The sequence below is a fragment of the Arthrobacter sp. R3-55 genome (assembly GCF_054161505.1).
Genome location: NZ_CP096423.1, coordinates 680,652 through 695,091 on the forward strand (window position 1 = coordinate 680,652; position 14,440 = coordinate 695,091).

General features: G+C 63.2%; 14 protein-coding genes. 6 read left to right on the plus strand and 8 right to left on the minus strand.

Features of this window, described 5'->3' with window-relative positions; translation table 11 throughout:
• Nucleotides 1-153: 153 nt before the first annotated feature.
• Nucleotides 154-2,811, plus strand: coding sequence for an ATP-dependent chaperone ClpB (gene clpB, locus M1D51_RS03305; RefSeq protein WP_458108516.1), 2,658 nt, complete (start codon nt 154-156; stop codon nt 2,809-2,811).
• Between the two features lie 96 nt (nt 2,812-2,907).
• Here the strand turns inward: clpB and M1D51_RS03310 are convergent, their stop codons facing one another.
• Nucleotides 2,908-3,999 carry a septum formation family protein gene (locus tag M1D51_RS03310; RefSeq protein ID WP_458108517.1) on the minus strand — a complete coding sequence of 364 codons (1,092 nt, stop codon included), beginning with the start codon at nt 3,997-3,999 and terminating at the stop codon, nt 2,908-2,910.
• A 242-nt stretch (nt 4,000-4,241) separates the two neighbouring features.
• Between M1D51_RS03310 and M1D51_RS03315 the strand changes: the two genes are divergently transcribed.
• The 3 genes from M1D51_RS03315 (at nt 4,242) to M1D51_RS03325 (ending at nt 6,201) form a co-directional block, all read left to right on the plus strand.
• Entirely contained in the window at nt 4,242-4,466 is a 225-nt protein-coding gene (locus M1D51_RS03315) for a DUF3073 domain-containing protein (RefSeq protein WP_011776148.1), read from the plus strand.
• Between the two features lie 185 nt (nt 4,467-4,651).
• Nucleotides 4,652-5,434, plus strand: a complete 783-nt coding sequence (locus M1D51_RS03320; protein WP_458108518.1) for a VOC family protein — start codon at nt 4,652-4,654, stop codon at nt 5,432-5,434.
• Nucleotides 5,431-6,201: a VOC family protein gene (locus tag M1D51_RS03325; protein ID WP_458108519.1), complete on the plus strand. Its 771-nt coding sequence runs from the start codon at nt 5,431-5,433 to the stop codon at nt 6,199-6,201. Before M1D51_RS03320 ends, M1D51_RS03325 begins: the two co-directional genes overlap by 4 nt.
• A gap of 74 nt (nt 6,202-6,275) precedes the next feature.
• Here the strand turns inward: M1D51_RS03325 and purM are convergent, their stop codons facing one another.
• The 7 genes from purM to M1D51_RS03360 form a co-directional block, all read right to left on the minus strand.
• Complete coding sequence (purM, locus tag M1D51_RS03330) at nt 6,276-7,424, minus strand: phosphoribosylformylglycinamidine cyclo-ligase (RefSeq protein ID WP_062068092.1); 1,149 nt, start codon at nt 7,422-7,424, stop codon at nt 6,276-6,278.
• Nucleotides 7,421-9,052, minus strand: a complete 1,632-nt coding sequence (purF, locus tag M1D51_RS03335; RefSeq protein ID WP_458108520.1) for an amidophosphoribosyltransferase — start codon at nt 9,050-9,052, stop codon at nt 7,421-7,423. Before purF ends, purM begins: the two co-directional genes overlap by 4 nt.
• Nucleotides 9,053-9,199: 147 nt before the next feature.
• Nucleotides 9,200-9,532, minus strand: coding sequence for a hypothetical protein (locus M1D51_RS03340; RefSeq protein WP_458108521.1), 333 nt, complete (start codon nt 9,530-9,532; stop codon nt 9,200-9,202).
• Nucleotides 9,533-9,621: 89 nt separating this feature from the next.
• Nucleotides 9,622-9,963 (minus strand): hydroxyisourate hydrolase, encoded by a 342-nt coding sequence (uraH, locus tag M1D51_RS03345; RefSeq protein ID WP_172322866.1) that lies wholly within the window; start codon nt 9,961-9,963, stop codon nt 9,622-9,624.
• Nucleotides 9,960-10,469, minus strand: coding sequence for a 2-oxo-4-hydroxy-4-carboxy-5-ureidoimidazoline decarboxylase (gene uraD, locus M1D51_RS03350; RefSeq protein WP_458108522.1), 510 nt, complete (start codon nt 10,467-10,469; stop codon nt 9,960-9,962). The genes uraH and uraD overlap by 4 nt, the downstream gene beginning before the upstream one ends.
• A gap of 156 nt (nt 10,470-10,625) precedes the next feature.
• Nucleotides 10,626-11,456 carry a phosphatase PAP2 family protein gene (locus M1D51_RS03355; protein ID WP_458108523.1) on the minus strand — a complete coding sequence of 277 codons (831 nt, stop codon included), beginning with the start codon at nt 11,454-11,456 and terminating at the stop codon, nt 10,626-10,628.
• An 83-nt stretch (nt 11,457-11,539) separates the two neighbouring features.
• The gene (locus M1D51_RS03360) at nt 11,540-12,013 is read right to left on the minus strand and encodes a winged helix-turn-helix transcriptional regulator (RefSeq protein ID WP_458108524.1); all 474 of its coding nucleotides are present in this window, start codon (nt 12,011-12,013) and stop codon (nt 11,540-11,542) included.
• 59 nt (nt 12,014-12,072) lie between these two features.
• Between M1D51_RS03360 and M1D51_RS03365 the strand changes: the two genes are divergently transcribed.
• Nucleotides 12,073-13,302, plus strand: coding sequence for an MFS transporter (locus M1D51_RS03365; protein ID WP_458108525.1), 1,230 nt, complete (start codon nt 12,073-12,075; stop codon nt 13,300-13,302).
• A gap of 26 nt (nt 13,303-13,328) precedes the next feature.
• On the plus strand, nt 13,329-14,423 hold the full coding sequence (locus M1D51_RS03370) for a pyridoxal-phosphate-dependent aminotransferase family protein (protein WP_458108526.1): 1,095 nt from the start codon (nt 13,329-13,331) through the stop codon (nt 14,421-14,423).
• Nucleotides 14,424-14,440: the final 17 nt, after the last annotated feature.

The window sequence follows — 14,440 nt, forward strand, 5'->3', positions numbered from 1 at the left end:
ATCGTAGACCCCTGTTATTCACATAGCCATGGTTTTATCTGGACACTGGTTTCGCCGTGGGCAAACATGGAACCCAGTGGACCAAAAATCAAAGTTGAGCGTAGTAGACTCAACTTTGTAAGCATTGGATCCACTCCAGAAAGGGAGCACTCTTTGGACGTCAAATTCACCACCAAAAGCCAGGAGGCCCTTTCTGCGGCCGCCATGAATGCCTCCACTGCCGGCAACCCGCAGCTGGAGCCTGCGCACCTGTTGAAGGCGCTGATGGACCAGCGTGAAGGCGTTGCCGTGGCACTTCTGCGTGCCACCGGAGCCGATCCGGATGCCGTGAGTGTGCAGGCCAGTTCCGCTATCAAGGCACTCCCGTCGTCGTCGGGAAGTTCCGTCCAGCAGGCCCAATTATCACGTCCTTCCATGCAGGCCATACAGACCGCCCAGAACGAGGCCGACAAGCTGGGAGACTCTTTCGTCTCTACCGAACATCTGCTGCTGGGTCTTTCGGCCGGAAGTGACGCGGTGGGGAAGTTAATGCGCGACGCCGGGGCCTCCCATGAGGCGCTGCTCGCCGCCCTGCCGGGTGTCCGCGGAGACAGGAATGTCAACTCCCCGGACCCGGAGAACACCTTCCAGGCGCTGGAGAAGTTCGGCACGGACCTTACTGCGGTAGCGCGTTCGGGCAAGCTGGACCCGGTCATCGGCCGTGACAGCGAGATCCGCCGCGTTGTTCAGGTGCTAAGCCGTCGCACAAAGAACAACCCTGTACTCATCGGTGAGCCGGGCGTTGGTAAGACAGCCGTGGTCGAGGGTCTTGCTCAGCGTATGGTGGCCGGCGATGTCCCGGAGAGCTTGCGCGGCAAGACGCTCATTGCTTTGGACCTCGCCTCCATGGTGGCCGGGGCGAAGTATCGCGGCGAGTTTGAGGAACGCCTTAAGGCTGTCCTTGAGGAGATCAAGAACTCCAACGGGCAGATCGTCACTTTCATCGACGAAATCCACACAGTAGTGGGTGCAGGTGCCACGGGCGAGAGCGCCATGGATGCAGGCAACATGCTCAAACCAATGCTGGCCCGCGGCGAGCTGCGCCTCATCGGCGCCACCACCTTGGACGAGTACCGGGAAAACATTGAGAAGGACCCCGCCCTTGAGCGGCGCTTCCAGCAGGTCTATGTCGGCGAGCCCAGCGTGGAGGACACCATCGGCATCCTTCGTGGACTGAAGGAACGCTACGAGGCACACCACAAAGTGGCCATCGCGGACTCGGCGTTGGTGGCAGCGGCAACCCTGTCGAACCGCTACATCTCTGGTCGGCAGCTTCCTGATAAGGCCATCGACCTCGTGGACGAGGCAGCATCCCGGCTGCGCATGGAGATCGACTCCGCGCCGGAGGAAATCGACCAGCTTCGACGGGCTGTGGACCGTTTGACCATGGAGGAGTTGGCTCTCCAGGGCGAGACGGATCCTGCATCGGTGGAGCGGCTGGCTGCCCTGCGTGCGGACAAAGCGGACAAGAATGAAGAGCTCAGTGCCTTGAACGCGCGCTGGGAAGCAGAGAAGGCCGGACTCAACCGCGTTGGTGACCTCAAGGCCAAGATCGATGAACTCCGTTCAGCCGCGGATAAGTCCCAGCGCGAAGGCGATCTGGAGTCGGCCTCGCGGATCCTCTACGGAGAGCTGCCCGCCCTTGAACGTGAGCTGAGCGCCGCGGCTGAGGAGGAATCAGCGCGAAGTGACTCAAAGCCTGAGCTGATGGTTGCTGAGGACGTCACCGCTGATGATATCGCCGAGGTCATCTCCGCTTGGACCGGCATCCCTGCCGGACGCATGCTCCAAGGCGAATCGCAGAAGCTGCTGCACATGGAAGAAGAACTCGGAAAGCGCCTGATCGGACAGAGCAAGGCTGTGCAGGCAGTCTCTGATGCCGTGCGCCGTGCCCGTGCCGGCATCAGCGATCCCAACCGTCCCACAGGCTCGTTCCTGTTCCTCGGCCCCACCGGCGTCGGCAAGACGGAGCTGGCCAAGGCCTTGGCGGACTTCCTCTTTGACGACGAACGCGCCATGATCCGGATCGACATGTCCGAGTACAGCGAGAAGCATTCGGTAGCCCGCCTGGTGGGTGCTCCTCCGGGATACGTCGGCTACGAGGAAGGCGGCCAGCTCACCGAGGCTGTCCGGCGCAGGCCGTACTCCGTGGTGCTGTTGGACGAGGTGGAGAAGGCTCACCCCGAGGTCTTCGACATCCTTCTGCAGGTGCTCGACGACGGCCGCCTCACCGATGGCCAAGGCCGAACTGTGGACTTCCGCAACACCATTCTGGTGCTCACGTCCAACTCCGGCAGCCAGTTCCTGGTAGACCCGGGCATGGATGCCAAGGCCAAGCGTGATGCAGTCATGGCAGTGGTGCAGGCATCGTTCAAGCCGGAATTCCTGAACCGCCTGGATGAGATCGTGCTCTTCGATCCCCTGACTGTGGAAGAACTGGCCAGGATCGTGGAACTGCACGTAGCCGAGTTGAGCAACCGGCTCCGTGATCGCCGGTTGAGCCTCGAGGTGTCGGACGGAGCCAGGGCATGGTTGGCTATGTCCGGCTTCGATCCCGCGTACGGCGCACGCCCACTTCGGCGGCTGGTCCAGCGTGAAATCGGCGACCGCCTGGCCAAGGAGATCCTTGCCGGTGAAATCACCGACGGAGACACCGTGCTGGTGGACACTGCGGCTGACCTCGACGAACTCACCATTGAGGGGCTGGAGGCACTGGCAGGACCCGACGGCGGCATGCCGGCGGGTGCGGGGCTGACAGTCCGCAGGAAGTAGCGCCCCGCAGGAAGTAGCGCCCGCCGCAGGATTGTCGTCCCGGCCTGAACGGGACTGGCCGAAAGTAGCCCGTCGGATGCAAGTGCAGCCGGCGGGCTACTTCTGCAGGAGGTCTTCCTTGATGGTGTTGCCCGAGTCCACCACGATGAAGCAGTCCAGCCGGCGATCGCCCCGATCCCAACTGGTGGTGCTGGGGTAAACGTTTTGCTGCAGCAGAACGTAGTTCTCGGCTGCCTTGTTGAGCTTTCCAACCGCCGCCTTGCATACCTCCCGACCCTTTTCCCGGAGGGCGTTGGTCCCCGGGAAGGAATCGTCGCCCGGGTACACGTGAATTCCAATGAGCTGCGCTGAGTGTTCGGTATCGCAGGCTACTGCACGTGCCTCGCTGGCATTTGGATCAAAGTCGGCGAAGCAGTCACCTACTTGAAAGTCCTTTGAATTTGCATCACGGGGGAGCGGCCCGGGGGTAGCTGTGGCACTCGGAGTGGTAACGGCAGCTTCGGGGCGGGTTCCCAGGAGATTCAGCAGCACCCAAATCACCACGCCTATGAGAACCAGGACGCCCACCACGATGCCCCCGATGACCAAGCGTTGCCGTTTGACCGGATCACCGTTCGCTTCTGGTGGTGCATCCTGACCCGGATATGGCTGCTGGCCTGGATATGGCTGCTGGCCCGGATACGGCTCCTGCCCCGCATAAGGCTGCTGACCTGGATACGCGCTGGCGTATGTAGGGGCCTGCCCGCCAGAGGGTGGCATGGCCGGATCCGGCTGGGTGCCCGGGTCCGGAACGAAGTCGGGGTCGAGTTCGGGTGCAGGATCCGGCTGTAGTCCCGACGGAGATGCCCAGGGGGCTGGCGGGGTTTGCTGGTTTGGGGAGCCATCCTGCTGGTGCGGGGCTGCGGAGACCCGTTCCGGGGCCGGCAGGCCAGGAGCTTGTCCCGCAACCATTCCAGGCTGCTGTCCCCAGACGGGTTGTTGCCCAACCCCGGGCTCAGGTTGCTTGTCGGGTCCGTTCACGGGCGGTAGCTCGGGCTGCTGGCCGCCTGATGCCCCATCCGTTTGCCCGCCCGTCCCGGATGCCGGAGTATCAGCGCCGGCGGGTCCGGTTTTGGGCGCGGGAGGCACCCCGTCCTTGTCCTGGTCGCGTGGGGAACCATCGCGTGGTGGAGTGTTGTCCTGGCTCATTTTCCGGGTGTGCCTTCCTGCCGTGACGCCGCATTGAGGCAGACTCTACCCAATTTTTGGGCCCCGAGGGGGTGTTCGGCCGTGGTTTTGGCAGGAGTTCGCCCGGACGCGGGGTTGTGGTGGCGCGCGGGTACCCCTGAAAGCATGTAATCTAGACATACGACAAATTGACCAAACATTCCGGGGCCTCACCGATAGCCAAGGTGACCACCTCCGGTCCAAGTACAAAAGGGGGTCACGCCATGGGGCGCGGCCGTCAAAAGGCAAAAGCTACCAAGCAGGCTCGGGATATTAAGTACTACTCCCCGAACACTGACTATTCGGCACTTGAGCGGGAGCTCACGGGTCCGTCCAGTCGTGTCAAGAGCCACTTCCCCGACGATCCTCCGGAGCCGGACTATTCGGCTTATGAGGATAAGTACGCGGAAGATGATGACGACGAGGTTGACACCCGCCGGATCGGATAGCTGTCGCAACCAACAGGTGCCGTAGGCACTGAGTTGCGGACCGCCGTCGTACTTCAAGGTCATCGCGCATTTTCGGATGCCGTTTATCTTTTTGAAAAGGGCCCCCGGGGCACGCCATTCATTGGCGTACCCTGGGGGCCCTTTTTTGCGTAGGCTGGAGTTTCGAGCGCATCGAAAGGAACACCATGCCGGAGGCTGACAGCTATAAGCAAGGGACGCCCTGTTGGGTGGACCTTTCCTCCACTGACATTGAGGTTTCCCGGAAGTTCTACAGTGACCTCTTTGGGTGGGAGCTGGATGCCATGGACGCCGGCAACGGCATGACCTATTACATGGCCAAACTCAAGGGGCGCTACGTGGCCGGAATGATGCAGCAGATGCCCGATGCCCCGGAGGGGATGCCCTCCTACTGGGCCAACTACCTGGCAGTAGATTCCGCTGACGAGGCCGCCGGGCGAGTGGAAGCTGCCGGCGGAGCGCTCCTTTTCCCTCCTGACACTGTTCCAAACGGTTCAGGGCGTATGTTCTTCGCCACAGATCCCACCGGAGCGCAGATCGGTTTTTGGGAAGCCGGAAGCCATCCGGGATCGGGATTGGTCAACGAGCCTGGAGCCATGATCTGGAATGAACTGCAGACCAACGATGTCCCCAAGGCCGTGGCATTCTATGAGGCGGTGACCGGCTGCACCAGCGAAACCGAGCCGGCCGGTGACCTGCAGGAGTACACGAGCCTTCTGGTCGATGGAAAGCGGATTGCGGGTGCGCTGAAGTTACCCATCGAAGGTCTGTCGCCGTTCTGGATGACGTACTTCAACGTGGAGGACATCGATGCCACCGTGGAGCAGGCCGTTGATCTGGGCAGCCACGTCATCGCCCCCGCGTTCGATGTGCCGGGAGTCGGTCGCATGGCAGTCCTCATGGACCCTGCAGGCGCGGCATTCAGCATCATGACAGGCTTGGCAGCATGACTACACGCAAGCACTACGCCAGCGGTGAGCCGTGCTGGGCTGACCTGCAGACCCGGGATGTGGCCGCGGCCAAGGATTTTTATCAGCACGTTTTCGGATGGAGCTTCAAGGACCTGCCCACTCCGGACGGCCGCAACTATGCGCAGGCGTTCGTCAAGGATCAGTTGGTGGCGGTGATCGCCCCGCAGAACCCGATGCAGGAGGCGGCCGGAACGCAGGGCCAATGGAACATCTATATCGCCGCCACTGATACTGAGGAAATTGCCGACGACGCCGTTCACGCGGGAGGCAAGCTCCAGTTTGGTCCTGAGCCGGTCGCAGACACGGGCGTCCTGGCGTTCATTGAGCCGCCTGGCGGTGGAACCACGGGTATTTGGCAGGCCGGGACGCACGTGGGAAGCCACCTGTTCAATGAGCCTGGCGCGTTGGCGTGGGCTGAACTGCTGACGCCTGAGCCGCAGGCCGCCGTCGCGTTCTTTCAGGAGCTTTTTGGTCACGAAGTCACCGAATACCCGCAGGACGACGGCGGCAGCTACAGCACGTTGATGGTCAACGGTGACGAGGTGGCCGGCATTGTTCCTGCCGATGAAGGCGAGGACGCTGCCTGGCAGATCTACTTCGGCGTCGCGGACGTGCGCAAGGCCGCAGAGGCCGCGGTGGCTGCAGGGGGAGAGCTCTTGGTCGAGCCGGAAGGCAAGCCTGAGACCGGCTCGCTGGCCACTATTCGGGATCCGCAGGGCGGAATCCTGAGCTTGATCCAGACGTAGAACCACGTAGCAAAAAAGAGCGGCCGGGCAGTTCATCACTGCCCGGCCGCTCCTTTTATGAAGCAAGAACGCGCTTAGGCGTAGGCGTTCACCAAACGGACAGCGCCGCCGTCGACGCCCTTGGCGCCCTGGACGTAATCCGGGCCGGTCTTGTCGATCGAGTCGCTGTCAGCCGAGACCGTACCCATAACCCAGGAGGGCAGACCACGGTCGTTCAAGCGGGCGACGGCAGCATCGGCTGCTTCGGCGGAAACAATGGCAACCATGCCCACGCCGAGGTTCAGCGTGCGCTCGAGGTCGGCCAGCGGGACGTTGCCGAGCTCGGAAACCAGCTTGAAGATGGCGGGCAGTTCCCAGGTGTTGCGGTCCACTGTTGCCACGAGGCCCTGCGGGAGGACACGTGCCAGGTTGGCAGCCAGGCCGCCACCGGTGACGTGGCTGAAGCCGTGAACGGCGTTGGCCGAGTGCACCGGGAAGGTGCGGGCGAGGTCGAGGCAGTCAGCTGCGTAGACGCGGGTGGGCTCCAGGAGTTCTTCACCCAGGGTGCGTCCGAGTTCGGAGACCTGACGGTCCAGTGCCCAGCCGGCGTGGTTGATGACGCGGCGGACCAGGGAGTAGCCGTTGGAGTGCAGGCCGGAGGATGCCATGCCGATCACAACATCGCCGGCGCGGACGCGGTCCGGGCCGAGGAGGGCGTCGGCTTCTACGATGCCTGTTGCGGCACCCGCGACGTCGTACTCGTGCTCACCCAAAAGACCCGGGTGCTCAGCGGTTTCGCCACCCACCAGGGCGGTGCCGGCAACGGAGCAGGCTGCAGCGATACCGCGGACAATGTCAGCGATGCGCTCGGGGACAACCTTGCCGCAAGCGATGTAGTCGGTCATGTAGAGCGGCTCAGCACCCACCACAACGATGTCGTCCACCACCATGCCCACCAGGTCGAAACCGATGGTGTCGTGGATGTCCATGGCCTGGGCAATGGCCACCTTGGTACCCACACCGTCCGTGGACGTTGCCAGCAGCGGCTTCTTGTAGGTCAGCAGCTTTGAGACGTCGTACAGGCCAGCGAAACCGCCGACGCCGCCAATCACCGAGGAGTTGTGCGTCGCCTTGATGGCGCCCTTCATGAGTTCGACTGCGCGGTCTCCCGCTTCGACGTCGACACCCGCGGAGGCGTAGGTGATACCGGAGTTATTCTCAGCGGCGGGTGTTGCGGAGCTCATACAGACTCTTTCTTGTCGGCGTCGGTCAAACGATCAGCGTCGGTAAGCAGGTTTTCGAATTCGGCATCAGGTCCGGGATCGCACCCCGTGGCGCCGGGCTTCTCGGCCGGGTCCTCGGAATCATCCACGGAATCGGCCTCAGAGGCAGGAGGCAGGCCGCCGAGGTCGGTGCGCTCCAGCAGGTTCTTCCCCAGCTTGTCCGCGTGCGGCAGCTCGATGGGGTACTTGCCGGTGAAGCAGGCCGTGCAGAGGCGTTCGCGCGGCTGCTGGGTAGCGCCGATCATGCCGTCTTCGGAGATGTAGGCCAGTGAGTCAGCGCCGATCGCCTGGGAGATCTCCTCGATGGTTGCGCCGTTGGCGATCAGTTCCGCGCGGGACGCGAAGTCGATGCCGTAGAAGCAGGGCCACTGAACCGGGGGCGAGGAAATCTTGACGTGCACTGCGGCGGCACCGGCTTCCCGGAGCATCCGGACGATGGCACGCTGGGTGTTGCCGCGGACGATCGAGTCATCCACCACCACAATGCGCTTGCCACGGATCACCGATTCCAGGGCGTTGAGCTTGAGCCGGATACCCAGCTGGCGCAAGGTCTGCGAGGGCTGAATGAACGTGCGGCCCACGTAGGCGTTCTTGACGAAGCCGTGCGCGAACGGGATGCCGGACTGCTCGGCGTAACCCACGGCTGCGGGTGTGCCGGACTCGGGAACCGGGATCACGAGGTCTGCCTCATGGGTGTTTTCGCGGGCCAGCTGGCGGCCCATCTCAACACGGGCCTCGTACACGGAGCGGCCGGCGATGGCAGCATCCGGGCGGGCGAGGTAAACGTATTCGAAGACACAGCCTGCGGGCGTGGCCTCAGCGAAGCGCTGGGAGCGGACGCCGTCTTCATCGATGGCAATGAATTCGCCGGGCTCGATCTCGCGGATGAAGCTCGCGCCAACGGTGGCCAGGCCGGCCTGCTCGGAGGCGACAACCCAGCCGCGCTCCAGGCGGCCCAGGCACAGCGGGCGGATGCCGTAGGTATCGCGTGCTGCGTAGAGGGTTCCCTCATCCATGAAGACGAAGCAGAAGCCACCCTTGATCTTGGGCAGCAGCTCCAAAGCGGTCTGCTCCAGGGTCTTGCCCTCTTCGCCCTCAAGGAGCGCGGTCACCAAGGCGGTGTCCGAGGTGTTGCCCTGCTTCATTTCACCGGTCAGCTGGCCGTCGTTGCGCTCAAGGATCATTTCCCGGAGCTCAGCGGTGTTGGTCAGGTTGCCATTGTGGGCCAGGGCAACCGTGCCGGTTGCAGTCGCACCCAGCGTTGGCTGCGCGTTGGCCCAGTGGCTTGCACCGGTGGTGGAGTACCGGCAGTGGCCAACGGCCAGGTGCCCGGTAAGGGTGTTCAGGGTCGTCTCATCGAAGACCTGGGACACAAGCCCCATGTCCTTATAGACATTGATGCGCTTGCCGTCACTGGTAGCAATACCAGCCGATTCTTGTCCGCGGTGCTGCAGCGCATACAGCCCGTAATAGGTGAGTTTTGCTACTTCTTCACCGGGAGCCCAAACCCCGAAGACGCCACAAGCGTCCTGGGGGCCTTTTTCGCCGGGGAGAAGATCATGAGAAAGTTTTCCGTCGCCACGTGCCACTGGTCGATTGTCTCATGTTGTGGCCGTGGTACGTTCCCCCGCGGGCTATATGACCCCGGGAACGGGCGCAGAACAGGGGTGTTGCCGCGAAAATGCGGTGTGTCTCACATTCAGCACCCCTGCGAAGAGGCGCGTCGGTCGCCTGACTTAGCGGACGTCGTCGTGCTCTGGTCCTTCATCAGGGACCGAATCCGGGACGGCTTCCACCACGGCGCGCTGGGAGCGCTTGACGCTGATGCGGTCCAGGACCAGGGCGAGGATGGAGAACAGGATGACGCCGCCGCCCGCGCAGACAATGAGGAAGAAACCAAAGACCGTGCCGGCGTCGAAAGCGGGGTCGGCTTGGCGGCCGTACGCGATGATGGCGGCCACGATTGCACCCACCACGGCCCCCAAAATCATGAAGGGTACAAACTTGGGTGCCCGGCGAACTGTGATCTCGCGACGGGCGGAGTTGGGGGTGGTGTCCTCTGAAGCCATGCGTTAAAGCGTACCGTTCCGGGTTTGTGTACAGATAATGCCCCTAAGGAGTCACCTTAAGGGCATTATCTGTACACAAAGTTCCGGGGTCAGCTGCCGCGGTACGTCGAGAACGCGAACGGGCTCAGCAGGAGTGGCACATGGTAGTGCTCGCCGGCGTCGGAAACTGTGAAGTTCAAGTCCACTTCGGGGAAGAACGTCTCAATGCCGAGGCCCTCGTAGTAGGCGCCGGTGGCGAAGTTCAGGCGGTAAGCGCCACCGGGAATCCGCTCGGGACCAAGGGTCTTGATGCGGCCGTCGGCGTCGGTTTCGCCCTTCGCCACCAGGGTCCAGTCGTCGCCTTCGCGAACGTAAAGTACGACGGCGACACCCGCCGCCGGGCGTCCGGAACCTGTGTCCAGGATGTGTGTGGTTACTTGTGAAACGCTCATGCGTTGACTCCTTCGCTGATCAGTCCGGAGAGGCGCAGCAGTGCGATCTCCCGCAGCTGGCCGGCCACGATCGTGTCTTCTTCTTGGGGGGTGTGGGTGAGGCGTTCCTGGAGGGCGGTGAGCATTTCCCGTGCGCTGCGGCCGGCGGCGCGGATCAGGAAAACCCTGCCGAACTTTTCCTCATAGGCCCGATTGCCCTCGGCCAGGGCAGCGGTGATCGCGGTGTCACCCGGATCCACTCCGGCCTGCTCCGAACGCGACATTGCGGCCTCGGTGGTCTGGGCCTTGGGGCGTTCGCCAATGCGGGGGTGGTGCGCCATGGCGGACTCAACCTCGGCGGCGGTGAAGGGCTCGGCGGCGTTCCGGGCTTGGCCCAGAAGGTCGTCGACGGTGGTGAAGGGCCGCGCGTCTGCGATGGCTTCCACCCAGCGGCTGATATCCAGGCAGGGGGTCAGGATCCTGATGGCCTCGGCCCGGTCAACACTGTTGAATTCTGCAAGCTCCATGCTTGTGACATCCTCGTGCAAATGCTGGCATCCATGGTGTGGGCTATGCGGAACCCCAGCTGTTGCCGGAGGAAGCCTTATGCTTTCGAGCTTCCGCATCATGGAACTGTTATTTCAGCATACGTAATTCAGTTAAGCCGAGTCATCGGCCTGGTGTCAAGAGACTACCGCGCTGTGGCGTCGGGTCCGCACTGTCAGGTAGAGACGATGGGCAGTAATGACCAAGGCAAGCCAGGCGACCCCAATGGCCCAGGCGGCCAGCACATCGGTCAACCAGTGATGGCCAAGATAGACGCGGCTGAGGCCCATGGTGAAGGCGAATGCTGCGGCAACCACCACGGTGATCACCCTGGCCTTGGTGGTCTTGAGCCTGAGGATGATCAAGTACGCCACGATTCCGGCAATCACGATCGAGTTCAGAGAATGGCCGCTGGGGAATGACGCCGAATGTTCGTAGGGAGGGATGGCATCTGCCAGGTCCGGGCGGGCCCGGCCGAAGAGCGGCTTGCCCAGGATGGTGATGATCAGTGAGCCCAGTCCGGCGGCGAGCATCAGGATGACCGGCGTCCATGATCGCCGTTTGGTGGCCAGGAAAATCATGATGCCCACGGCAATGATGGGCATGCCCACGGTGCCGCCAATGTTGGTGTATGCGGTAACCCCGGCATCCAGGGCGGGGGAGCGCACGCTCTTTGCCCCGGCCAGGAAGGGGTCATCCAAGCCTGCCACGCCATCGGCCTCCGTGACGGACTCGTACACTTCGCCAAAGACCAGTGCCAGGGACAATGCCGCGGCAAGGCCCACTACCAGCGTGATCATGAGGGCCGCGTAGGGTCCCAGCAGGGAGGTGACCTTCTCGGCGCCCCGAGCCAGCGTTCGGCCCGCGGGGGACTTCCAATTGGTTAGGTCCTGCCCGGCAACAAACCTGTCCTGGCTGACTTCGCCGCGGACGCCCTGCTCCGGCGCCTCTTTTCCTTCAGTCGTCACTTGTGTCCCCTATCCGTGGCGGCCTCGGTATTGGTGAGTAACCTTAGCAGTTTGGGCTTGGAGATTCCTGGGTGCGGAGCCCGTTAGCGTGCGGCTTCAGGTAGCGGTTGGCCGACTTTGACCAGGAGCGCCTGATCGGGGCCGAGCTCCTGGCCGTCCGCGCTGAGTGGCCGCACTTCGGGAACGGGTTGCCCGGTTGCGGGATCGATGAGAACCGAATGTGACTCGCCAGCGGTGAAGGCATTGCGCTCACCCCACTGGCGCAGGCTGAGGATCAGGGTGAAGAGGTCTCGGCCCGCGTCCGTCAGTTCGTACTGGCTCCGGGTGCCGCTCTGGTTGGGGATCCTGGCTAGGAGGCCTCTGTCCACAAGGAGGCGAAGGCGGTCCGAAAGGATGTTCTTGGCCACTCCCAGTGATTTCTCGAACTCCGAGAATCTCCGCTTGCCGTCCAATGAGTCCCGAATGATGAGCAGGGTCCACTTGTCCCCTACAAGATCGACTGCCCTTGCTACGGGACATTCAGGATCTGTCCACTCGAGACCACTTGGTGGCAACATGCAACCATTCTGCCATAGGCTCCGATGGTTGCATCTTGAAACCAAACCTTGGAGGCGTTGTGAGCCCTTACTCCCTGACGAAACCCGACCGTGGGCTACTCCTTCTTCTCGCCGTGGCAGCCGGGTTCATGGTGGCCAACATCTACTACGGACAACCCCTTCTTGAGCGCATGGGAACCGACTTAGGGATCCCCATAGCTGCGGTTGGATGGATTGTGGCGGCATCCCAAGCCGGATATCTGCTGGGGCTGGTTCTCCTGGTGCCACTGGGAGACATGGTGGACCGCCGGATTCTGATCAGCGTCCAAGTGGCCGCAAGCGCCGTGGGAGCGGGTGCCGTGGCCCTTGCAACAACTCCAACAGCCTTGCTGCTTGCTTTCGGCATTCTTGGACTCGCCTCCTCGGTGGTGCAGACCATCGTGGCGTATACCGCCGCCTCCAGTACCCCCGAGCAAAGGGGCGGAAGCATCGGAACCGTCACTGCCGGCGTCGTGAGCGGCATTATTCTTGCCCGCACGCTGGCGGGAGGTCTGACAGACCTGTGGGGATGGCGGTCGGTCTACGTTCTCGCGGGGGTGACAGGTGCGATCCTGGCGGTCGCGGTATTTCGTGCCCTGCCCCGGGAACCAGCCGGGAACGGTGAGGGACGCTATTGGCGGGCTGTTTCATCGGTGGTGGTCCTAACGCGGCGAAACCCCGTTTTCCGGACGCGTGCACTCATCACCATGCTGCTGTTCGCGTCCTTCGGGGTGCTGTGGAGCGGCATGGCCCTGCTGCTCAGCGGACCCGCGTGGAACCTTCCACCGGGGCTGATCGGGCTCTTCGGCCTGGCCGGGCTCGTGGGCGTGGTGGCGGCGTCCCGGGCAGGTGGTGCCGCGGATCGCGGATGGGGCCAACGGGTCACGCTCGCAAGCCTGCTGGCACTCCTCGGTTCATGGGTGGTGTTGTCCTTCGGCACGTGGTCGCTGATCTGGTTCATCGTTGGCATCATCATCCTCGACGCCGCCGTGCAGGCCGTCCACGTCAGCAGCCAAACCATGATCGTGGCAGGCGCTGAAGAGTCGGCCAGCAGCATCATCGGCAGCTACATGGTGTTCTACTCTGTGGGCAGCGCCATGGGGGTAGCGGCTGTTGCGCCGGTCTACGACGCTTGGGGCTGGGCCGGCGCCAGTGTTCTGGGTGCGGTATTTGCGCTGGGTGCGCTCGCCGTTTGGGGCACGGATCAGTTTCTGCTGCGGCGTGCTGGAACGCGGTTGGTTCGCTCCACACAGCAGGCTGGGGCAGAATGACCTCAACCAGCTGAAGGAGTTCGCACATGCCGCACATTCTGACGTCCCGGTTCCTGTTCGGTCCCGGCCCGAGCAATTGCTACCCCGAAGCCATGGCCGCCCTGGCCTATCCCGTGCTGGGGCACCTCGACCCGGTGTTCATCGAGCGGCTCGACCACACCTGTGAGGGACTCCGGACAGTCTGGGGCACGTCCAACGCGCGGACACTTCCGTTGAGTGCCACCGGTTCCGGCGGCATGGAAGCCGCCTTCGTGAACACCGTGTCCGACGGCGACGTGGCAGTTATCGCTGTTAACGGACTATTTGGGGCCCGCATGTGCGAGGTCGCGAGGCGCTGCGGGGCAACAGTGGTCCGTGTGGACCACGAATGGGGCCAGCCCGTGGATGCCGACCGTGTGCTTTCTGCGCACCCGAATCCGAAAGTCATTGCGGCAGTTCATGCTGAGACGTCGGTTGGGGTGATCTCCGACATCGCAGCACTCGGTGCCGGAAAGGGCGATGCCCTACTGATCACCGATGCCGTTACGTCCATTGGCGGACTGGAGTTGTCGGCGGACGACTGGGGGATCGACGTCGGATATGCCGGCACGCAGAAGTGCCTTGGTGTGCCGCCGGGACTGTCGCCATTCACTGTGTCCGACCGGGCTTTCGAGCGCCGCGTCAAGGATCCACGATCCTGGTACCTCGATATCGGTTTGCTCGGCGGGTACGTCGGAGCGGCCAGTGGCGCCCGGACCTATCACCACACCGCGCCCGTGACCATGATCGCCGGGCTCGAAGCTGCTTTGGACCGGATTCTCGCCGAGGGCCTGTACGTGGTGCAGGCACGGCACCGCGCTGCCGGGGAGGCTCTGCAGAACGGGCTGCAGGAAATGGGGCTGGAACTGTTCGCCGCCGAAGGCTCCCGGTTGCCAAGCCTCACCACGGTCAAAGTGCCCGACGGCGTCAACTCGGCTGCCGTCCGCGCTTACCTTCTGGAGCACTTCAGTATGGAAATCGGCTCGGGCGTGGGGGAGTTCGCGGACACCGTGTGGCGCATCGGCATGATGGGCCCGAACGCCAACAGTGCCTCGGTCACCCTGGTGCTGGGGGCGCTGAAGGAGTCGATCGCCAAAGCCTGACGCTCTGGCACATCCCG

Excerpts from the sequence above, each read along its gene's own strand:
- M1D51_RS03310 (WP_458108517.1), bottom strand. The coding sequence starts at position 3,999 with ATGAGCCAGGACAACACTCCACCACGCGATGGTTCCCCACGCGACCAG.
- uraD (WP_458108522.1), bottom strand. The coding sequence starts at position 10,469 with ATGGAGCTTGCAGAATTCAACAGTGTTGACCGGGCCGAGGCCATCAGG.
- M1D51_RS03325 (WP_458108519.1), top strand. The coding sequence starts at position 5,431 with ATGACTACACGCAAGCACTACGCCAGCGGTGAGCCGTGCTGGGCTGAC.
- M1D51_RS03340 (WP_458108521.1), bottom strand. The coding sequence starts at position 9,532 with ATGGCTTCAGAGGACACCACCCCCAACTCCGCCCGTCGCGAGATCACA.
- M1D51_RS03320 (WP_458108518.1), top strand. The coding sequence starts at position 4,652 with ATGCCGGAGGCTGACAGCTATAAGCAAGGGACGCCCTGTTGGGTGGAC.
- uraH (WP_172322866.1), bottom strand. The coding sequence starts at position 9,963 with ATGAGCGTTTCACAAGTAACCACACACATCCTGGACACAGGTTCCGGA.
- M1D51_RS03360 (WP_458108524.1), bottom strand. The coding sequence starts at position 12,013 with ATGTTGCCACCAAGTGGTCTCGAGTGGACAGATCCTGAATGTCCCGTA.
- purM (WP_062068092.1), bottom strand. The coding sequence starts at position 7,424 with ATGAGCTCCGCAACACCCGCCGCTGAGAATAACTCCGGTATCACCTAC.
- M1D51_RS03315 (WP_011776148.1), top strand. The coding sequence starts at position 4,242 with ATGGGGCGCGGCCGTCAAAAGGCAAAAGCTACCAAGCAGGCTCGGGAT.
- M1D51_RS03370 (WP_458108526.1), top strand. The coding sequence starts at position 13,329 with ATGCCGCACATTCTGACGTCCCGGTTCCTGTTCGGTCCCGGCCCGAGC.